Origin of the sequence: Streptomyces sp. NPDC005435 (genome assembly GCF_040703155.1) — a bacterium.
Classification (GTDB): domain Bacteria; phylum Actinomycetota; class Actinomycetes; order Streptomycetales; family Streptomycetaceae; genus Streptomyces.
On sequence record NZ_JBEXEQ010000023.1, the window covers coordinates 43053 to 63467 of the forward strand.

At 72.6% G+C, this 20415-nt stretch carries 17 protein-coding genes; 12 read left to right on the forward strand and 5 right to left on the reverse strand.

What is annotated here, in order from left to right:
* Positions 1 to 343: 343 nt before the first annotated feature.
* From AB0898_RS26170 to AB0898_RS26200, 7 genes are all read left to right on the forward strand, one after another.
* Positions 344 to 1909: a cytochrome ubiquinol oxidase subunit I gene (locus AB0898_RS26170; protein ID WP_366805437.1), complete on the forward strand. Its 1566-nt coding sequence runs from the start codon at positions 344 to 346 to the stop codon at positions 1907 to 1909.
* Between the two features lie 16 nt (positions 1910 to 1925).
* On the forward strand, positions 1926 to 2978 hold the full coding sequence (cydB, locus tag AB0898_RS26175; RefSeq protein WP_366805438.1) for a cytochrome d ubiquinol oxidase subunit II: 1053 nt from the start codon (positions 1926 to 1928) through the stop codon (positions 2976 to 2978).
* 410 nt (positions 2979 to 3388) lie between these two features.
* Positions 3389 to 4426 (forward strand): GTP 3',8-cyclase MoaA, encoded by a 1038-nt coding sequence (moaA, locus tag AB0898_RS26180; RefSeq protein WP_366805440.1) that lies wholly within the window; start codon positions 3389 to 3391, stop codon positions 4424 to 4426.
* A 115-nt stretch (positions 4427 to 4541) separates the two neighbouring features.
* Positions 4542 to 4811 (forward strand): DUF6457 domain-containing protein, encoded by a 270-nt coding sequence (locus tag AB0898_RS26185; RefSeq protein WP_366805443.1) that lies wholly within the window; start codon positions 4542 to 4544, stop codon positions 4809 to 4811.
* A complete protein-coding gene (locus AB0898_RS26190) occupies positions 4808 to 6055 on the forward strand; it encodes a molybdopterin molybdotransferase MoeA (RefSeq protein ID WP_407078409.1) in 1248 nt (415 codons plus the stop codon). Before AB0898_RS26185 ends, AB0898_RS26190 begins: the two co-directional genes overlap by 4 nt.
* Before the next feature lie 71 nt (positions 6056 to 6126).
* A complete protein-coding gene (locus AB0898_RS26195; RefSeq protein WP_161181366.1) occupies positions 6127 to 6402 on the forward strand; it encodes a MoaD/ThiS family protein in 276 nt (91 codons plus the stop codon).
* Between the two features lie 83 nt (positions 6403 to 6485).
* Positions 6486 to 6956 (forward strand): molybdenum cofactor biosynthesis protein MoaE, encoded by a 471-nt coding sequence (locus AB0898_RS26200; RefSeq protein ID WP_366805444.1) that lies wholly within the window; start codon positions 6486 to 6488, stop codon positions 6954 to 6956.
* Between the two features lie 30 nt (positions 6957 to 6986).
* Here AB0898_RS26200 and AB0898_RS26205 read toward each other — a convergent pair whose 3' ends face one another.
* Positions 6987 to 7622, reverse strand: a complete 636-nt coding sequence (locus AB0898_RS26205; RefSeq protein WP_366805445.1) for a DUF1345 domain-containing protein — start codon at positions 7620 to 7622, stop codon at positions 6987 to 6989.
* A gap of 188 nt (positions 7623 to 7810) precedes the next feature.
* Here AB0898_RS26205 and AB0898_RS26210 point away from each other — a divergent pair, with 188 nt between their 5' ends.
* The 3 genes from AB0898_RS26210 to AB0898_RS26220 all read left to right on the forward strand — a co-directional run bounded on the left by AB0898_RS26210 (position 7811) and on the right by AB0898_RS26220 (position 12703).
* Positions 7811 to 9559: an FUSC family protein gene (locus AB0898_RS26210; RefSeq protein WP_366805446.1), complete on the forward strand. Its 1749-nt coding sequence runs from the start codon at positions 7811 to 7813 to the stop codon at positions 9557 to 9559.
* 142 nt (positions 9560 to 9701) lie between these two features.
* Entirely contained in the window at positions 9702 to 12233 is a 2532-nt protein-coding gene (locus AB0898_RS26215) for an ATP-dependent Clp protease ATP-binding subunit (RefSeq protein WP_366805447.1), read from the forward strand.
* A 113-nt stretch (positions 12234 to 12346) separates the two neighbouring features.
* On the forward strand, positions 12347 to 12703 hold the full coding sequence (locus tag AB0898_RS26220) for a thioesterase, FlK family (RefSeq protein WP_366805448.1): 357 nt from the start codon (positions 12347 to 12349) through the stop codon (positions 12701 to 12703).
* A 10-nt stretch (positions 12704 to 12713) separates the two neighbouring features.
* Here AB0898_RS26220 and AB0898_RS26225 read toward each other — a convergent pair whose 3' ends face one another.
* Together AB0898_RS26225 and AB0898_RS26230 are read right to left on the reverse strand one after the other, a co-directional pair.
* A complete protein-coding gene (locus tag AB0898_RS26225; RefSeq protein ID WP_366805449.1) occupies positions 12714 to 13076 on the reverse strand; it encodes an NUDIX domain-containing protein in 363 nt (120 codons plus the stop codon).
* Between the two features lie 100 nt (positions 13077 to 13176).
* The gene (locus tag AB0898_RS26230) at positions 13177 to 13764 is read right to left on the reverse strand and encodes a thioredoxin domain-containing protein (RefSeq protein ID WP_366805450.1); all 588 of its coding nucleotides are present in this window, start codon (positions 13762 to 13764) and stop codon (positions 13177 to 13179) included.
* A gap of 231 nt (positions 13765 to 13995) precedes the next feature.
* Here AB0898_RS26230 and AB0898_RS26235 point away from each other — a divergent pair, with 231 nt between their 5' ends.
* Together AB0898_RS26235 and AB0898_RS26240 are read left to right on the forward strand one after the other, a co-directional pair.
* On the forward strand, positions 13996 to 16110 hold the full coding sequence (locus tag AB0898_RS26235; RefSeq protein ID WP_366805451.1) for a SpoIIE family protein phosphatase: 2115 nt from the start codon (positions 13996 to 13998) through the stop codon (positions 16108 to 16110).
* A 219-nt stretch (positions 16111 to 16329) separates the two neighbouring features.
* Positions 16330 to 18258, forward strand: coding sequence for a cellulase family glycosylhydrolase (locus AB0898_RS26240; RefSeq protein WP_366805452.1), 1929 nt, complete (start codon positions 16330 to 16332; stop codon positions 18256 to 18258).
* 70 nt (positions 18259 to 18328) lie between these two features.
* On the opposite strand, the gene AB0898_RS26245 is transcribed toward AB0898_RS26240, so the two are convergent.
* Together AB0898_RS26245 and AB0898_RS26250 are read right to left on the reverse strand one after the other, a co-directional pair.
* Positions 18329 to 19153 (reverse strand): hypothetical protein, encoded by an 825-nt coding sequence (locus AB0898_RS26245; RefSeq protein WP_366805453.1) that lies wholly within the window; start codon positions 19151 to 19153, stop codon positions 18329 to 18331.
* The gene (locus AB0898_RS26250) at positions 19150 to 20406 is read right to left on the reverse strand and encodes a glycosyltransferase family 4 protein (RefSeq protein WP_366805454.1); all 1257 of its coding nucleotides are present in this window, start codon (positions 20404 to 20406) and stop codon (positions 19150 to 19152) included. The genes AB0898_RS26245 and AB0898_RS26250 overlap by 4 nt, the downstream gene beginning before the upstream one ends.
* Positions 20407 to 20415: the final 9 nt, after the last annotated feature.

Sequence of the window (20415 nt, forward strand, 5' to 3'; positions counted from 1 at the left end):
GACCGTCCCGGCCGGCCGCACGCGCCCGTGACCAGGTGAAACGCGGCGCGGATGGTCACCCCGGACCGGCTTTCCGAGGCATAGATAAGCGCCGCCGATCATCCGATCAATCACCCCTCTTTGACTTGTTCCGGAAATTGGCCGACGCTGACGGGCGAGCAGTAATCGAAGAATTGTCGCCCCGGACGGAAATCGACGACCGCCCGGCACCCACCCGAGAAGACACGCCTTATGTCCACTTCGGGAGACATGGGCGACATAACCGAAACATTCACATTCACCCTCCACCGGTGATCCGGCCCGGCTTCGCGGGCCACACCGGGGAGTTGAGGAGAGACCTGCCGTGGACCTGGCATTGGCCCCGGACACCATCGCGCGATGGCAGTTCGGGATGACCACCGTCTACCACTACCTGTTCGTGCCCCTCACCATCAGCCTGGTGGCGATCACAGCGGGACTGGAGACGGCGTATGTGCGCACCGGGAAGACCAAGTACTTCCACGCCACCAAGTTCTGGGGCAAGCTCTTCCTGATCAACATAGCCATGGGCGTCGTCACCGGGCTGGTGCAGGAGTTCCAGTTCGGCATGAACTGGTCCGCCTACTCCCGCTTCGTCGGCGACGTCTTCGGCGCGCCGCTCGCCCTGGAAGCGCTGCTGGCGTTCTTCTTCGAGTCCACCTTCATCGGGCTCTGGATCTTCGGCTGGGACAAGCTGCCCAAGAAGATCCACTGCGCGTGCATCTGGATGGTCTCGATCGGCACCATCCTGTCGACGTACTTCATCCTCGCCGCCAACTCCTTCATGCAGAACCCGGTCGGCTACCACCTGGACAAGGCGGCCGGCAAGGCACATCTGACCGACATCGGCGCGGTGCTCTTCCAGAAGCTGAACCTCGTCGTCGTCGCGCACACCCTGACCGCCGCGTTCCTGACCGGCGCCGCCTTCGTCATGGGCATCTCCGCCATCCATCTGTGGAAGGCGGCCCGCCGCCAGCGCCGCGGCCGGCCCAACGACCTCAAGCAGGTCGCGGCCATGCGCACCTCGCTGCGGCTCGGCCTGACGCTCGCCGTCATCTTCGGCCTGGGCACCGCGATCACCGGTGACAAGCTCGGCGAGGTCATGTTCGAGCAGCAGCCGATGAAGATGGCCTCCGCCGAGGCCCTGTGGGACAAGGAGTCCCCCGCCCCCTTCTCCGTGCTCTCCGTGCCGGACGTCGCCAACCACCGCAACAGCGTCAGCGTCGAGGTCCCGGGCCTGCTGTCCTTCCTGGCGCACAAGGACTTCCACTCGGCGGTCCCCGGCATCAACGACACGGCCAAGGCCGAGGCCGCCAAGTACGGCGGCAGCCCCTCGCAGTACATGCCCAACATCCCCATGACGTACTGGGGCTTCCGGGCGATGATCATCTTCGGTATGACGTCGTTCGCCCTCGGCGCCGCCGGCCTCTGGCTGACCCGGCGCAGGTTCTGGGTGGACCCCGAGTTCCGCACCGGCTCCTTCGACGTGCCGCGGCTGATGCTGACGAAGAAGCGCGAACTCGGCCCCGTCATGACGGGTCTGGCCTGGCGCGCCGCCATCGCGACGCTCGCCTTCCCGGTGGTCGCCAACGCCTTCGGCTGGATCTTCACCGCGATGGGCCGTCAGCCGTGGGCCGTCACCGGTCTGCTGCGCACCGTCGACGCGGTCTCGCCCAACGTCTCGCTCACCGAGCAGCTCATCACACTCATCGGGTTCAGCCTGCTGTACATCGCGCTGGCCGTGGTCGAACTGAAGCTGCTGGTCAAGTACGCCGGGGCCGGACCGGTCACCGCCGAACGGCCACCGCTGCGGGACGTGAGGCTTGGCGGCGGGTCGACGCTCGAGGGCGCCGACCAGGATGCCGACAAGCCCATGGCCTTCGCCTACTGAGAGAAAGTCCCGGACCGTGCATCTCCATGACCTCTGGTTCTTCGTCATCGCCTTTCTGTGGACGGGTTACTTCTTCCTCGAAGGCTTCGACTTCGGCATCGGCATCCTCTCCCGGGTCCTGGCCCGCGGCGAGACCGAGCGCCGTGTCCTGATCAACACCATCGGCCCCGTCTGGGACGGCAACGAGGTGTGGCTGGTCACCGCGGCCGGCGCCACCTTCGCGGCCTTCCCCGACTGGTACGCCACCATGTTCAGCGGCTTCTACCTGCCGATGTTCGTGATCCTGCTGTGCCTGATCCTGCGCGGCGTGGCCTTCGAGTATCGCGTCAAGCGCGACGGTGCCGCCTGGAAGCGCAACTGGGAGGCGATCATCTTCGGCACCTCCCTGATCCTGTCCTTCCTGTGGGGCCTGCTCTTCGCGGCGATGGTCCACGGCCTGCCGATCACGGCCGACCACGAGTACCACGGCGGCATCAGCGAACTGATCCGGCCGTACTCGCTGCTGGGCGGCGTGACCACGACCGTGCTGTTCACCTTCCACGGCGCGGTGTTCGCCTCGCTGAAGACGGTCGGCTCCATCCGGCCCCGGGCCCGTCACCTGGCCCAGAAGCTCGGCATCCTGACCGTCCTGCTGCTGCTCGCCTTCCTCACCTGGACCCAGTTCCTGACCGGCAACCTGGGCAGCGTGATCGCCGAGGCGGTCGCCGTCCTGGCCGTGCTGCTCTCGCTCGGCTTCAACTTCGGCTCGCGCGAGGGCCGGGCGTTCATCAGCTCCGGCGTGGGCGTCGCCGCCTCCAGCGCGGTGCTGTTCCTGGCCCTGTTCCCCGAGGTCATGCCCTCCAGCCTCAACCCGGCCTGGAGCCTGACCGAGTCCAACGCGGCCGCGGGCGCCTACACCCTGGGCATCATCACCTGGGTCGCGGTGTTCGCCACCCCGCTGATCCTGCTCTACCAGGGCTGGACGTACTGGGTGTTCCGCAAGCGCATCGGTGTGCAGCACATCCCCGTGTCGCACCACCACGGCCACGGCCACGGCGACCACCGCGCCCGGTACACCGTCGCCCGGTGAACACCCACCGCGTGATGACGTCCCACGCCCTGCGCCGCCTCACCCGTGCCCGCGTCCCGTACGCGGCGCGCGGGGAGGCAGGCGACGGCGTGGCGATGTCCACGGGCCGGGGCGCCACCCGAGATGATCATCGGGAAGTGCCCCGGACCCGTGGGCGCGCGCCGCTCCGGCCGCGCCGTGCCCACACCCGCGAACTCCCGGCCGAAGAGCGGTCGGCCGGGGAGCGGGGGCACGGCGCGGCCGGGCGGCCGGCGGGTTCGGAGCCCGGCCCCGCGTCACCGCCCGGACGGGCGGCGCGGGGCCGGCACCGGCCCGGATCACGCACCATACGACCTGGGGATCACCACCCGGCAGGGGAAGATCCCGCACCGTACGACAGCCTCCGGGCAGCAGAGGAAGAAGGCAGGACCGTGTCCCGACCGCACACCGATCAGCCGAGCGGCACCACCGGGACCGTCGCACGGCCGCTGACGGACCGTTTCGGCCGGGTCCACACCGACCTGCGCCTGTCCCTGACCGACCGCTGCAACCTGCGGTGCACGTACTGCATGCCCGCCGAGGGCCTGGACTGGCTGCCGAGGAACGAGCTGCTGAGCGACGACGAGATCGTGCGCCTGGTGGGCATCGCGACCGGGCGGCTGGGCATCAGGGAGGTCCGGCTGACCGGCGGCGAGCCGCTGGTGCGGCGGGGGCTGCCGGCCCTGGTCGCCCGGCTCGCGGCGCTCGACCCGGCGCCCGAGCTGTCCATCACCACCAACGGCATCGGGCTCGCCCGCTGCGCCGAGGCGCTGCACGAGGCGGGGCTGCGCCGGGTCAACGTCAGCCTGGACACCCTGCGCCCGGAGCGCTTCGCCGCCATCACCCGGCGCGACCGGCTGTCCGACGTGCTGGCGGGCCTCGCCGCCGCGAAGTCCGCCGGACTCGCGCCGGTCAAGGTCAACGCGGTCCCGGTGCGCGGGGTCAACGACGACGAGATCGCGGACCTGACCGCCTTCGCCGTGGAGCACGGCTACCGGATGCGGTTCATCGAGTCCATGCCGCTGGACGCGCAGGGTGCCTGGGAACGGGAGAAGATGGTGCCCGCCGCCGAGATCCTGGAACGCATCGGCGAGCGCTTCGAGCTGGTGCCGGTCCCCAGGGAGGACAACGCCCCCGCCGAGGAGTGGCGGATCGCGGGCACGGACTCCGTGGTCGGCGTCATCGCGAGCGTCACCCGGCCGTTCTGCGGCAACTGCGACCGGGTGCGGCTGACCGCCGACGGCCAGCTGCGCAACTGCCTGTTCGCCACCAAGGAGTCGGACCTGCGGAGCCTGCTGCGCGACGGCTCCGACGACGACGCCCTGGAGGCGGCGTGGCGCTCCTGCATCGCGGGCAAGGGCCCCGGACACACCATCAACAGCGCGGACTTCAAGCAGCCGGACCGTCCGATGTCAGCCATCGGCGGCTGACGGAGGACCGGCCCGGGCGGCCCGCGAGACGGTACGACGGACACGTACGGCACGCACAAAGACGACACCACGAAGACGACGGACACGAAACGCGAGGACGACCGAAGTGAACCGGATGCACGAATGGATCACCGCGGCCAAGACCGAACTGGGCATCGACCTCGATGTCAACGTCGGTGAGCTGCTCGACATGACGAAGGTGGTCGCCCACGGGGTGGCCCGCCCGGCGGCGCCGATCACGTCCTTCCTGGTCGGCTACGCGGCGGCCCTCCAGGGCGGCGGCGCCGAAGCGGTCGCCGCGGCCAACGACCGGGTGACGAAGCTGGCCGAGCGCTGGATCGCCGAGCGCGAGGCCGAGGACGAGAACGGCCCGGCGACCCCGTGAGCGACGCACACCCGAGCGGCGGCCGGACGGCCGCGCCGCACGCGCACGGCCGCGGCGCCGCTCCCACCTGGGAGCGGGCCCGGTCGATCGCGCGCACGGCGGGGCTGCCGCTGCCCGCCGTGCCCCGGACCCTGGACGACGCGCTCGGCCACGCGCTGGCCGAGCCGCTGACCGCGCTCACCGACCTGCCGTCGTTCGCCACCTCGGCGATGGACGGCTGGGCGGTCTCCGGCACCGGCCCCTGGCACCTGGCAGGCCGCCGGGTGCTGGCCGGTGAGCAGCCGGACCCGCTGGCGCCGGACACCGCCGTGCCCATCGCCACCGGCGCCCCGCTGCCGCCCGGCGCCCGCGCGGTGCTGCGCCGCGAGCACGGGGAGCCCGGCGAGCGCGACGGTCTGCTGTACGACCGCACCCCCGGCGGCCCGGTGGCCGACGGACGGGACGTACGGCCGCGCGGTCAGGAGTGCCGCAGCGGTGAGCCGCTGCTCCCCTCCGGCACCACGGTGACCCCGGCGGTGCTCGGCCTCGCGTCGGCCGCCGGGTACGACCGGCTCTCCGTGCACCGCAGGCCGAGCGTGGAGCTGCTCGTCCTCGGCGACGAGCTGCTGCGCTCGGGTGTGCCCCGGGGCGGCCGGGTCCGCGACGCGCTCGGCCCGATGCTGCCGTCCTGGCTGCGCGGGCTGGGCGCCGAGGTGATCGGCCGGCACCGGATCTCCGACCGGCTCGGGATGCTCTACGAGGCGGTGCGCCGCTCCCCCGCCGACGTCGTGATCACCACCGGCAGCACGGCGGCCGGACCCGTGGACTTCCTGCACGACACCCTGGAGATGCTGGAGGCCCGGCTGCTGGTCGACTCGGTGGCCGTCCGGCCGGGGCACCCCATGCTCCTGGCCGAGCTGCCGCCCGCCGAGGACGGCCGCGCCCGCCGGCTGGTCGGCCTGCCGGGCAACCCGCTGGCCGCCGTGGCCGGCACGCTCACCCTGGCCGGACCGCTGCTGCGCACCCTCGGCGGCCACGCGGGCCCCGAGCCGCTGTTCTCGGTCACCGCCGGTGAGCTGCCCGGGCACCCGCGCGACACCCGGCTGCTGCCGGTGCGCCGGGCGGGCACCGAGGTGGCGCCGCTGCCGTACGACGGTCCCGCCATGCTGCGCGGCCTGGCGCTGGCCGACGGCCTCGCCGTGGTCCCGCCCGGCGGCGCGGCCCCCGGTGCGACGGTGGAGGTCCTCGACCTGCCCGCACGGTGACGGCCCCCGCCGCTCCCCCTACTCCCCCGCCCCCACGAGCCAGACGACAACCACCGGAAAAGGCACAGGACATGGAGACACAGACGGCACCCGCCGGGATCATCCGCTACTGGGCCGCGGCCAAGGGCGCGGCCGGTACGGCCGAGGAGCCCTACCGCGCCACGACCCTCGCGCAGGCGCTGGAGCAGGCGCGGGCCCGCCACGCCGACCGGCCGCGCTTCGGCCAGGTGCTGGGCATCTGCTCGTTCCTGGTCGACGGCACCCCGGTGGGCGACCGCGACCACACGGCGATCGCGCTGCCCGAGGGCGGCACGGTCGAGGTGCTGCCCCCGTTCGCGGGCGGCTGAGCCCCGCAGCCCCGCCCCGCCGCGTCATCCCGTACGGCAGCCGTCGTACGAGCTCCCTTCGGAACCCGACCCTGGACCGCGCCATGCTGCACCTGCCCGAGACCCTGTCCTCCTCCCTGTCCTCCTCCCTGGCCTCCCCCATCCGGCTGCTCGCGCTGCGCGACACCGCGCTCTCGCTCGACGAGGTGTACGCGGCGGTCGGTGACGACGCGGCCGGCGGCACCGCCCTCTTCGTCGGCACCGTGCGCGACCACGACGGCGGCAAGTCCGTGACCTCGCTGGAGTACAGCGCCCACCCGAGCGCGGAGGCGGAGCTGCGGCGGGTGGCCGAGAAGGTCGCCGCCGACTTCCCCGTGCTGTCCCTGGCCGCCGTGCACCGCACGGGTCTGCTGTCCATCGGTGACGTCGCGGTGATCACCGCCGTCTCCTGCCCGCACCGCGCCGAGGCGTTCGCGGCCTGCAAGCTGCTCACCGACACCCTCAAGCACGAGGTGCCGGTCTGGAAGCGGCAGCTCTTCACGGACGGCACGGAGGAATGGGTCGGCGCCTGCTGAGGCGCGGCACGGCGGGCGCCCCGGGTCCGCTCAGCCCGTGACGATCCCGGTGACCAGGTTGATGGTGGTGGCGAGCACGCTGATGCCGAAGAGGTACGACAGCAGGCAGTGCCGCAGCACCACCGAGCGGATCAGCGGGCTGGAGACGCTGGTGTCGGACACCTGGTAGGTCATGCCGAGGTTGTAGCTGAAGTAGAAGAAGTCCCGGTAGGCCGGCGGCAGCGAGGAGTTGAAGTCGATGCCGCCGTCGGCCGGGCCGTAGTAGAGGTACGCGTAGCGGGCGGTGTACATCAGGTGCAGCGCCGCCCAGGCCATGAACACCCCGCACACGGCGACGGCGGCGGCCGCGGGGCCGGTGCCGGTGCGGTCCGCGACCAGCAGCAGCACGATGCCGACCAGGCCGAGCAGCGAGGCCACCACGACCACGAGTTCCTCGATGTGCGGACGGAAGTCCTCGCGCCGGGCGTTGGCGTGGGTGGCCTTCGCGTCCATGGGCCACAGCACGATCCAGCCCGTGAGCACGAAGAGGATGCCCGTCGCCGCGATGCCGCAGAGGATGCCCAGCGCGGCCTGGGTGGTCAGCCCGACGGCGACACCGACTCCGGCGCCGACGACGACCGCGCCGGCCAGCCGGGGAACCGCGGACACCGGAAGCCAGATGCTCATGCGCCACAACAGTAGCCGTCCCGGCCGTTCCCGGCCTGGTGTCCGCCGCGGCCAAAGTGGGCGGACCCGGTGTCCGAGGCGGCCCCGCGGCCCCGGTGAACCCGCCGGGCATACCCGTCGAACCCCAGGTCAGTAGGGGTTTCGTAAGTGATCAGGAATCCGACCGGAGCAAGTGATATACACCGAACATGTCCCTTTCCCGCCCGCCCCAGCGCGCCGTGACCGGTGACGGCCGGCGGCGAGCGGCCGCCGCTTTCGCGCGTGTGCTGTCCCCCCGGGGAGCCCTCTCCCTGCAGAAGGTGGACGGCGCGCTCACCTTCGCCCTGCGCGCCGCGCTCGCCATGGCGCTCGCCGCGCTGCCCGTCGTCGCGGCCGGACGCCCGGACCTGAGCGTGTACGGGATGATGGGCGCCTTCACGACGACCTTCGGGCGCAATCTTCCCTACCGGCGCCGGGCCAGGGCCCTTGCCGGGGTCGCGGTGGCCATGACGGCCTGCGTGGGCCTCGGTTCACTGCTCGCGGCGCTGGCCCGCCCCTGGGACGGGCAGGTGGGCGCCATCGTGGTGGTGGCGGCGACGGCGGTGGTCGCGGGACTGGCCAAGTACTGCTGCGACGCCACCCGGCTCGGCGGGCTCGGCGCGATCCTGCTGCTGTTCTCCTTCGCGGTGTCCGCGAACGCCCACACCACGCTCGGCGACGTGCTGCCGCGCACCGGACTCGCCGCGGCGGGCGCCGCGCTCGCCTGGCTGCTCGCGGTGCTGGGCCGCTTCGTGCATCCCGACCGGCCGGAGCGGCTGGCGGTGGCGGGCGCGCTGCGCTCGCTCGCGGAGCTGATGGACGCCGCCCGGGGCGGCACCGGCCGCTCCCGGCACCGGGCCACGGCCGCCGTGCTCATGGCGTACGACAGCCTCGGCCTCGCCCCGCCCACGGACGGCGACCGGGTGAGCCGGGACGCGACCACCGTGCGGCTGACCGACCTGTCCTGGACGATCCTCGTCGACTCCTCCGTACGGCTCCCGCACGACCCGGCCGAGGTGGCACGGCTGCTGCGCGAGCAGGCCGGACTGCTGGCGGACCGGCGCGTCACCAATCCCCCGGTGCTGCCCGACCTGTCCGCGCACACCCCGGTGGCCTCGACGCACCGCAGACACCGCTGGCAGCGGACCACTCCCGTCGACCCGGCGGCCCGGCGCGCCTGGATACTGGTGCGCGGCCGGCCCGGCGGACACACGCCGATGGCGGTCCTGGTGGTGCCGGCGGTGCGGATGTTCCTCGGCACGCTGGTCGCGGGCGGGGTGGCCGTGGGGCTCGGCCTCGGGCACGGCTACTGGGCCGCGATCTCGGCTGCCGCCGTGCTGCACGCGGTCAACGTGCGCACCACGATGCAGCGCGCCGTGCAGCGCACCCTGGGCACGGCCGTCGGCCTGCTGATCGCGCTCGGGGTGCTGGCCGGGCATCCCGAGCCCGCGCTGCTGGCGCTGGTGGTCGTGCTCCTGGAGTTCCTGCTCGAATACATGGTGGTGCGCAACTACGGCCTGGGCGTGGTCTTCCTGACCCCGCTGGCGCTGCTGCTGAGCGATCTGGCCGACCCCACCTCGCCGGAGACGCTGATCTACGACCGGGGGCTCGGCAGTCTGCTCGGGATCATCGTGGGGCTCGCGTGTTCGCTCCTCGTGGTGCACGACCAGGCGGCGGTGCGCGTGGAGCGCGCGCTGGCGTCCTGCTCCGACGCGACCCGGCGGGCGGAGCGCGCGCTGGCCGCCACCCGGCCGGTGCACCCGGTCATCCCGGTACGGCTCGCGGTGACCGTGGTGGAGCTGCGGGACGCCGACGACGCGGCGGCGGGCGAGCTGTGGTCGGCCGGGATCGACCCGGCGGCGCTCGCCGCGGCCGAGCAGCGCGCCTATCTCCTCCTCGCGCGGCTGCTGCACCACTGACGGCGGGGCGGCCCGGCGGACGCACCGCCGGGCCGCGCACGTCGGTTGTGTGAGAGCCCGTTGTGATTGTCCGGTAGTACGGGACTTCCTCAAGGCCCCTGTGATTAGGTGGGGTTTCCCGCACGGGGAGATGAGGAGGCTGATGAACTTGTCAGTGCCACCGATGGGCTTCGGCTCTTTTGGATCGTCAGATCCTTTCTCCGATCTGTTGAATCGTTTCTTCGGGATGTCGGCCACGTCCTCGCCGCCGGCCGTGCAGCGGGTGCCGGTGGGCCGTCTGCTCACCGAGTCCGCGCGTGAGCTCATAGCGCGCGCCTCGCGCCGTGCCGCCGAGGACGGCAGCGAGGATCTGGACACCGAGCATCTGCTGTGGGCGGCGACCCAGGTCGAGCCGTCCCGTTCGCTGCTGGCCCGCGCCGGGGCCGACCCGGACAAGCTGGCCAAGGAGCTGGAGGCCTCGCTGCCCGCGGGCAGCGGCACTCCGTCCGCCGAGCCGGGGCTGACCCCGGCCGCCAAGCGGGTGCTGATCGGCGCCCACGCCCGCTCGCAGGCGACCGGTGCTTCGTACATCGGCCCCGAGCACATCCTTCAAGCGCTGCTCGACCCGGGCAACGACCAGGCCACCACGGTCGCCCGCAATCTCGGGGTGGACACCGACCGGGTCGCCCGCGACGCCGGCGCGGCCGCGCGCGCCGAGGCCCCGCAGGAGCCGAGCAGTACGCCGACCCTGGACGAGTACGGCCGTGATCTGACCGCCGACGCCAGGGCCGGGAAGCTCGACCCGGTGGTCGGCCGGGGCGAGGAGATCGAGCAGACGATCGAGATCCTCTCGCGCCGCTCGAAGAACAACCCGGTGCTCATCGGCGAGCCGGGTGTCGGCAAGACCGCCATCGTGGAGGGCCTGGCCCAGCGGATCGTCTCCGGTGACGTGCCGCGCACGCTGGAGGGCCGCCGGGTCGTCGAGCTGGACGTGGCCGGGCTGGTCGCCGGGGCCAAGTACCGGGGCGAGTTCGAGGAGCGGCTGAAGAAGGTCATCAAGGAGGTGACCGAGGCGTCGGAGGAGGTCGTCCTCTTCATCGACGAGCTGCACACCGTCGTCGGCGCCGGTGGCGGCGGCGAGGGCTCCATGGACGCGGGCAACATCCTCAAGCCCGCGCTCGCCCGGGGCGAACTGCACGTCGTCGGCGCGACCACCCTGGACGAGTACCGCAGGTACGTCGAGAAGGACGCCGCGCTGGAGCGCCGCTTCCAGCCGGTCAAGGTGCCCGAGCCCTCGGTCGAGGAGACGGTGCAGATCCTGGAGGGGCTGCGCGACGCCTACGAGGCCCACCACCAGGTGCGCTTCAGCGACGCGGCGCTGGTCGCGGCGGCCGAGCTGTCCGACCGCTACATCGCGGACCGCTTCCTGCCCGACAAGGCCATCGACCTGCTCGACCAGGCCGGCGCCCGGGTACGGCTGCGCTCGCGCGGCAAGTCCAAGGAGGTCCAGGACCGCGAGGACCGGCTCGCCCGGCTCAACCGCGAGAAGGACGAGGCGGTCGCCGGTGAGGCGTTCGACCGCGCCAAGGACCTCAAGCACGAGATCGCCGAGCTGGAGAACGAGCTCGCGCAGATCGAGGAGCGCCGCGAGGGCGTCGTCGCGGTCACCGAGAACGACATCGCGGAGATCGTCTCCCGCAAGACCGGCATCCCGGTCGCACAGCTCACCGAGAGCGAGAGGGAGCGCCTGCTCAAGCTGGAGGACGCGCTGCACGACCGCGTCGTCGGCCAGGACGAGGCGGTCCTCGCCATCGCCCAGGCGGTGCGCCGCAACCGGGCGGGCATGGGCGACCCGAACCGTCCGGTGGGCTCCTTCCTGTTCCTCGGCCCGACCGGTGTCGGCAAGACGGAGCTGGCCAAGGCGCTCGCGGAGCTGCTGTTCGGCGACGAGGACCGGCTGATCCGGTTCGACATGAGCGAGTTCCAGGAGAAGCACACGGTCTCCCGCCTGGTCGGCTCCCCGCCCGGGTACGTCGGCTACGACGAGGCCGGCCAGCTCACCGAGAAGGTGCGCCGCCAGCCGTACAGCGTCGTGCTGTTCGACGAGGTGGAGAAGGCCCACCCGGACGTCTTCCACACGCTGCTCCAGGTGCTGGACGACGGTCGGCTGACCGACTCCCAGGGCCGCACCGTGGACTTCCGTAACACGGTGGTGATCCTCACCAGCAACATCGGCTCGCAGCTGATCCTCGCCCACCAGGGCAAGGTGGACGAGATCCGGGGCGAGCTGGAGTCGGTGCTCCAGGGGCACTTCCCGCCGGAGTTCCTGAACCGTATCGACGAGACGATCGTCTTCCACGCGCTCAGCGAGAAGAACCTCGGGCGCATCATCGACCTGCTCCTGGAGCGCAGCGCCAAGCGGGTCCGCGCGCAGGGCATCGGTCTGGAGGTCACGGAGGCGGCGAAGAAACTGCTCGTCGCGCACGGCTACAAGCCGGAGTTCGGCGCCCGTCCGCTGCGCCGCACGATCCAGACCGAGCTGGACAACCGGATCGCGGAGCTGGTCCTCGCCGGTGACGTGGACAAGGGCGACACGATCGTGGCGGACGTGGTGGACGACTCGCTGCATCTGAGCGTGCGTCACCCGGAGAAGTCCGAGGCCGCGTCGGAGGATGCCGAGGAGCCCGCGAAGTAGGCGGGCGGCTGCGGTCGGAGGGGCGTACGGAGGCTTTCCGTACGCCCCTTCCGTATGCCCCCTCCGTATGCCTTTTCCGTATGCCGTGCCCGTTCGCCCGCTACCGTGAGGCCATGCGCCATGAGGTGACCGACGCCGACACGGCGGAGGCGGTGGGCAGCGGTGACGTACCCGTGCTCGCCACCCCGCGCTTGATCGCCTGGCTGGAGGCGGCGACCGTACGGGCCGCCGAGCCGTTCACCGGCCCCGGCCTGACCACCGTGGGAACCGCCGTACGGGTACGGCATCTGCGGGCCACCCGGGTGGGCGGGCAGGTGGAGGTGAGCGCCGAGCCGCCGCCCGGTGAGCCGGGGCGGCGGCTGACGTTCGCCGTACAAGCCGTGGACGGATCGGGCGAGTTGGTGGCGACGGGCGAGATCGACCGGGTGGTCGTGGACCGCGCCGGCTTCCTCGCGGCGGCGCCCGGCTGACGCTCCCCGCTCAGACCGGGCTGTGCCCCCGGAGGTACTCGACCACGGCCGGGGGCAGCGCGACGCTCTCCGCCTCGTCGAACGGCAGCCACTTGACGGCCTCCGGCGCGAGGCGGGCGCCGCCCGAGGGGTCGTCGGTGAGCAGGCTGCACAGCACGGCCGGGGGCTCCTCCCCGGGCTCCAGCGGCTGGGAGCCGTCGACCAGATAGCCGGTGAGTTCGTATACGATCCGGGCGGCCGCGGCCTCCGCCGACTCCGCCTCCTCGGCGGACCCCGAGGGCAGCACCCAGCCGCCGCCCTCGGTCACCAGCAGCAGCCGTCCGTCGTACGGCACCACCGCCTGTACCCCGCCCCCGGTCTGCTCCCACGTCATGCCCCGTGCACCCCATCCCTGTTCGCAGGTCGAACCGCCCGGCCGTGCGGCCGGACGGTCGTCTCCTACCCAGGGGCCGGGCGCGCCGCACTCGAACGGGTCAGGACTTGATCTGGGAGAGGAACTTCTGCGGGTCGGTGTCCACCTCGCCCTCGACGGTGACGACGGGGATGTTCTCCTTGTCGTACCAGACGGCCGGGGTGCCGGGCAGGCCGAAGGTGTCGAAGGTGGAGATGGACTCGCCCGCCCAGGTCACATACGTGTGCCCGGACACCTTCTGGTCGAAGTCGGAGGAGCGCAGCCCGTCCACGCCGTTCGCCACGGACAGCAGCACGGAGGCGTCGGAGAACTTGTCCTCGCCGGGCGGGAAGGGCTGGTTGTCGAACAGCGCCGCCAGATAGCCGATGAGCTGCTTCTGCCCGGCGTCGCTCGCGGCCGCCAGCGCCGCTACGGCCTGCTGGTCGCCGTCACCGCCCACGCTGTCGTCGATGTTCCCGGCGAAATGGAACTTCACGACCGCCTTGCCGTCGTCCGCCAGCTGCTTGATGGTCCCCAGCAACGCCTTCGCCATCCGCGCGGACGCCCGGTCACGCATCTCCAGAAACACCTGAAGCTCATGCGGCGCGGACAGATCCCCGTAGTAGAGCGTCTTCCCACCGGCCCCGGTGGTGTGTGCGGGAGTCGTCATGGTCTTGAGCTTGGCACAAACCAGCTCAATCTGTCCTGACGTAGCTGCGCGCTTAGCCGCGGGCAGTCGTGCCGCAGGGGCGATGGGGGTCCCCCCTGCTCGAGCGAAGCCGAGAGCTTGGGGGAGGGTGGGCGCAGCGGCACCGGGCCCGCACCCGCAAACGGCCCCGCCCGCCACATCGCCGAAGGCACCCCGCACGACACGCCGCCACCCCTGACGCAGCATGGATAGGTGAACGCATCGCAGGACATGACCGCAGGCCGGGACCGAGGCCGAGACCTCGACGGAGCGGTGCTGGACGCCCTGTTCGCCGACTCCCCCCACCCGGTGTACGTACTGGACACCGAGCTCCGCCTCGTAGGCTTCAACGACGCCGCCGGACACTTCCGGCACCTGCCCCCCACCGGCGCCCTCGGCATGCCGCTGCGCCAGTGGGCCCCCGGCCTGCACCACGAGCCGGTGGAGGCCATGCTCCACGAGGTGCTGACCACCGGAGAGCCGAGGTCGGACTTCGAGGTGGAACACCGCCCCGTACCGGACGCCGCCCCCGGCGCCGGCCTCCCCCACACCGTGCTGTCCCTGGCCGCGTTCCGCCTGCGCGACTCCGTGCACGGGGTGAAGGGCCTCGCGCTGAGCGTCATGGACGCCACCGACCGCTACCGGGCGCAGGTGCGCCTTGAGGTGCTGCGGCAGGCCAGCGCGCGGATCGGCACCACGCTCGACATCGTGCACACGGCACAGGAGCTGGCCGACATATGCGTGCCGGACCTCGCCGACACGGTGGTGGTGGACGTCCTGGACGCGGTGCTGCGCGGCGACGTGCCCCCGCTGGAGTCGCTCGGCCACGATCTGCTGCTGCGCTGCGCGGGCTACAGCTCGGTGCGGCCCACGAACGGCCACCGTCCGATCGAGGTCGGCAGCGTGCTGGAACCCGGGCTGTCCTCCCGCTACAAGAAGGTGCTCACCGAGCGGCGCCCGGTGCTGCTCGGCGGCCCGGACCGCCACGAGGAGGCGGAGACGCACGGCAAGGGCAACGCGCTGGTGCCGGAGCAGGACGCGCACTCGCGGATGGCGGTGCCGCTCGCGGCCCGGGGCGGCATCCTCGGCCTGGCCCGCTTCTACCGGCAGCGCACCGCCGCCCCCTTCACCGAGGACGACCTCCGGCTCGCCGACGAACTGACCCGGCACACCGCGCTGTGCCTGGACAACGCCCGGCTCTACACCCGTGAGCGCTCGGTGGCCCGTATCCTCCAGCTCAGTCTGCGCCCGGTGCACGTGCCCGGGCACAGCGCGGTGGAGACGGCGCACAGCTATCTGCCGAGCAGCACCAGCGGGGACTGGTTCGACATCATCCCGCTGTCCGGCGCGCGGGTCGGCCTGGTCGTCGGGGAGCCGCCGACCCGGGGCATCCGGGCGGCGGTCACCATGGGCGGGCTGCGCGCGGCCATCGGCGCCCTCGCGACCCTGGACCTGCCGCCGGAGGAGTTGCTGGAGCGGGTGCACGACCTGGTGTCCCGGCTGGACGCGGAGGAGTCCCGCCATCCGGAGGAGACCCTGGACAGCAGGCGCGCGGGCACATGCTGTCTGTACGCGGTCTACGACCCGGTCTCGCACCGCTGCACCCTGGCCAGCGCGGGCCATCCGCCGCCCGCCGTGGCCCGGCCGGGCGAGCCGGTGACCTTCGCCGACATGCCGATCGGGCCCCCGCTGGGACGCGGGGCGCCGCGCTACCACTCGGTGCGCACCGAGCTGCCGGAGGGCACGCTGATGGTGCTGTGCAATCCGGTGCTGCTGCGGGACGCGAGCCCCGACTCCCAGGAGCAGCTGGCCCGGCTCAGCGAGGCGCTGCGTCCGGCGGACCGCGCGCTGCCGGACATCATCAAGGCGATCCTGCACGATCTGGCGCCCCGGCACCCCACGGGCGACGGCGTGCTGCTGCTCGCCCGCACGCTCGGTCTGGGCAGCGACCGCGTCGCCTCCTGGTCGCTGCCGAACAAACCGGAGTCGGTCGGAAAGGCCCGCGGCCACGCGGAGGAGCGCCTGGACCACTGGGGCCTGACGGAGCTGGCGTTCACCGCGACGCTGGTGGTCAGCGAGCTGGTCACCAACGCCGTGCGCTACTCCGAGGGGCCGATCCGGCTGCGGCTGGTGCGTGACCACTCGGCCCTGATCATCGAGGTGACCGACGACAGCAGCACCGCGCCCCAGCTGCGGCACGCGGAGGACGACGACGAGCACGGGCGGGGCCTGTCCATCACCTCCCAGCTCACCGAGCACTGGGGCACCCGGCGCGAGCACCGGGGCAAGACCATCTGGGCCGAACTGGCGCAGCCCTCGGCGGCCTGAGCCCCGTACGACCGGACCCGCACCCTTCGTCCGCCCCGCGCACCACACCCGGGCGCGCGTGTGGTCCGTACCTTCTGGGGAATCCCTTCCGCTCCGGGGCGCGGTGGTGGAGACTGCCGCCCAGCCGGTACGGCCGTCACTCCGGCCTCCTCAGGCAACTCCCGTGCTTTTCAAGCGCGTTCACGCACTTTCATCCCCCGGAAGACCAAGGGCTCCCCCATGCCGACAGCTTCACCGTCCCTGCGTCTGGCCGCCACGGCCGCAGGGCTGCTTCTCGTCTCCGCCGCGGCCCCGGCCGCGCACGCGGCACCGAGCGCCACCGCCGCTCCGGCGGCCGACGCGCACGGCGCCTCGGCCGCCGAGGCCGCCGCCACCTGGCACGGCCCGCTGTCCACCCAGGGCCGCTACATCGTCGACAGCCGGGGCGAGCGCTTCCGGCTGAAGTCCGCCAACTGGGACGGCGCGCAGGGCTCGTGGAACGGCAGCGGCAGCAAGGACGACGCGGCGAACCACCACGCGGGCCAGGACTCGCACAACATCCCGCTCGGCCTCGACCGGACGCCGATAGCCCAACTGCTCTCCGATTTCCGTCAGTTGGGCATCAACAGCATCCGGCTGCCGTTCTCCAACGAGATGGTCCACTCCACGGCGACGATCCCCGACGCCGCCGTGGCCGCCAACCCCCAGCTGCGCGGCAAGACCCCGCTCCAGGTCTACGACGCCGTGGTGAACGCGCTCAGCGACAGCGGGTTCGCGGTCATCCTCAACAACCACACCAACACGTCCCGTTGGTGCTGCGGGGTCGACGGCAACGAGCGGTGGAACACCAGCCAGTCCACCCAGCAGTGGGCCGACGACTGGGTGTTCATGGCCCGCCGCTACGCCAATGTGCCCGGCGTGGTCGGCGCCGACCTCTACAACGAGGTCCGCCGGAACATCCTCGACGACCCCAACTGGGGCCTGGGCGACGACCACGACTGGTACGCGGCCGCCCAGCTGGCCGGGGACCGCATCCTGACCGAGGGCAACCCGAACCTGCTCATCGTGATCGAGGGCATCAACTGGACGGGCCTGCCCGTGGACGGCCTGCCGCACGGCCGCCCGATGCTCACCCCGGTGCGCACCCTGTCCAACACCCTCGTGAACGCACACAAGTTGGTCTACTCCGCGCACTTCTACGGCTACACCGGACCGCGGCACAGCGGCGCGACCGGCATCGGCGAGACCCACGACGCCCGCTACCAGGACATGTCCCGCGAGGAGTTGGGGCAGGCCCTGTACGACGAGGCGTTCTTCGTGGAGGAGAACGGCAAGCACTACACCGCCCCGGTGTGGATCAGCGAGTTCGGCGCCGGTTCGGGCGACACCAACGCGAAGGCGCGTACCTGGTTCACCAACGTCACCGACTATTTCGCGGACCACGACGCCGACTTCGCGTACTGGCCGCTGGTCGGCTTCGAGGGCCACGACGACTGGGCGCTGCTGCGCTACGACGCCTCCGGGCACCGCTCGGGCATCCTCGACGGCGGCGACTGGCGGTCGGCGGGCTGGCAGCGGCTGATGGCCGACTCGGGCAAGACCGGCGCGGTGACTCCGGTGCCGGTGTGGCGGATGCTGAGCACCGACCACGGGGACGCGGTGGAGTCCCTGAAGGCGAAGGCGGCCGGCGACTGGGACTCGGGCGCCTACAAGGCGGCCTGCCCGGACGGGCTGCGGCTGATCGGGCTGAGCCACACCGCCGGGCGCGGACTGTGCACGGACGCCGGCGCCGCCGACCTGCGCGCGGCCGACGGCGGCCAGACGGTGGTGAACGACGAGCGGTACGTCCCCTCGGGCGGCGACTGGGCCTCGGGGTACACCAAGTTCCAGTGCCCGTCGGGGGCGTTCCTCATCGGCTACAGCCTGCGCGGCGCGCGGGTCTCGGCGGCGGTGTGCGCGCCGGGCAAGGGCGCGCTCGGTGGCAGCGGCCGTACGGTGTGGTTCGACCGCTCGGACAACCGTCCCGCCGACGGCGCGGGCGGCGACTTCGCCGAGGGCAACCTCAAGGGGCAGTGCGCGGTGAACGAGTACGCGGCCGGGATCGCCTTCACCACCCGCCTCGGCAGCCGTCCGGGACCCGCGGCGCTGCTGTGCCGCACCCTGTCCTGAGGGAACGGCCGCGCTCCCGGCCCGCGTCGTACGGCGCGGGCCGGGGCGCCGGTCGGCCGGCGGGTGCCCGTCAGCCGGCCGGGCCGACGTCGAAGGAGAGGTCGTTGTCGACCGTGTAGTACGGCCGCACGGTGACCGCCCCGACGCGCGCCGCCGGATGGACGAAGGAGTGCTTGCGGTCGGCCACGTCGTCCAGGAGGCGCGCGGCCCGTACCGGCGCGGCACCGGCCCCGGGCAGGACGTACACGTCCCAGTAGCCCGGCGCGTCCGGCACCTCGGGGCCCGCGAGTCCGCCGTGGTCCACGGTGAAGGCGAAGCCCCGGCGGTCGTCGTCCACGGTGGGCGTCACGGTCACCTCCCGGCCCCGGCCGCCGCGCAGCCGCACCCGTACGAGGCCGCCGTCGGTGAACTCGGTGCCGTGCAGGCGCGCGGTCACCGTCGTGCTCCGCTCCGCCACGTCGATGCGGCCGGTCTCGGCGTGCGCGGGGCGCCGCCAGGCCCGCACCGCGAGGTGGCCGTCCTTGGCGGCGTACGGGACGCGCACCGCGACCGGCGCCTCCCAGGCGCGCAGATGGCCGTCGACGAGGGCGCGCAGGTCGCGCGGGCCGGAGCGCAGCCGCTCGGGTTCCGCGCCGGGTTCGCGGACCAGGAGCACGTCCCAACGGCCCTCGGTGAGCGAGGGTTTGGGCTCCAGTACGGCGCGATGGCGTCCGCCGCCCGCCGGTTCGAGGGGGAGCGCGTGTTCCTCGGGCTCGGGCTCGCCCTTGGCGGGTCTGCGGCGCAGCAGGACGCGGGCCTCGGGGTGCGCGGCGGGCTCGGCGAGTTCGAAGGTGATCCGGCCGTCGGCGTCGGCGTGGCAGAGGGCGCGGGGCGCGGGGCCGTTCGCTGTCGTCATCGGCGTCCCCTCAGGGTTCTGAGCACGCGCGCGGCGGTGACGTGCGCGAGGTCGCGGGCGGCGTGGGCGCTGCCGGTGAGGCGGTGGCCCAGGGCGTCCGGGTCCGGGTGGTGTCCGGCGGCGCGGGCGGCGACCGCGCCGGTGAGCAGCCGTTCGGCCTCGGCCACCACGGAGTCGGGGGCGTAGCGCCGGGCGTTCTCGGCGGCGGCGCGGCCCATGGCGCGGCGGCGCTCGTCGTCGCGTACGAGGTCGAGCAGGGCTGCGCCGAAGGCGTCGGGGTCGCCGGGCGGCACGAGCCGGCCGTCCACACCGTCCCGGATGATCTCGCCGGGGCCGTAGCGGCAGTCGGTGCTGACGACGGGGAGTCCGCAGCGCATCGCCTCGACGATGGTCATGCCGAACGGTTCGAAGACCGAACTGGCCGCCCCGATGGACGCCTTGACCCACTCGCCCTCCATGGGGGCGGCGGCGCCCATCAGATGGACGTGGTTGCTAAGGCCGAGTTCCTGGACGAGGTCGCGCAGCCGGTCGCGTTCCTCGCCGATGCCGTAGATCCGCAGGCGCCAGTCCGGGTGTTCGGCGGCGACCTTGGCGAAGGCGCGCACGAGCAGGTCGTAGCCCTTGACCGAGGCGAGCCGTCCGGCGGCGACGATCAGCCTGGACCGGCCGTCGGCGGGGGGCAGCACGGGGTCGGGCACGCTGTTGGGCAGGGCCCGGACGGGGACGCGGGTGAGCCGGGCCTGGCGGCGGTAGACGCGGGCGTCGGCCTCGGTGACGGTGGTGAGCAGGTCAAGCCGGCGGTAGGCGCGGCGCAGGACGGTGCGCAGCCGGGGCGAGTGGTGGTCCCAGGTGAGGTGCTCCTGTCCGACGCGCAGGACGCGGCCGGGGGCCTGGAGGGCGAGGTGCACATTGAGTCCGGGGCGGGTGCCGATCACGACGTCGGCGTCGGTGTCCGCCAGACACCGGGCGATGCGCTCGTCGGTGAGCCGGCTGTACTGGCCGTGCCGCTGTTCGGCGGCGGGGAAGATCCGCGCCGGTTCCCTGTGCAGCGGGTCGTCGCGTTCGGTGCGCAGGTCCACCAGGGGGCGCACCCGGACCCGGGGGTCCAGGGTGAGGGGCGGGTTGTCGCGGTTGCGCAGCACGGAGACGATCTCCACGTCGTGCCGCTCCGCGAGGGCCCCGGCCAGATTGAAGGTCGTGGTGATCGTCCCTCCGATTCCGTACGCGTTGTGCAGAAGGAAAGAGATCTTCATATTGGTTCA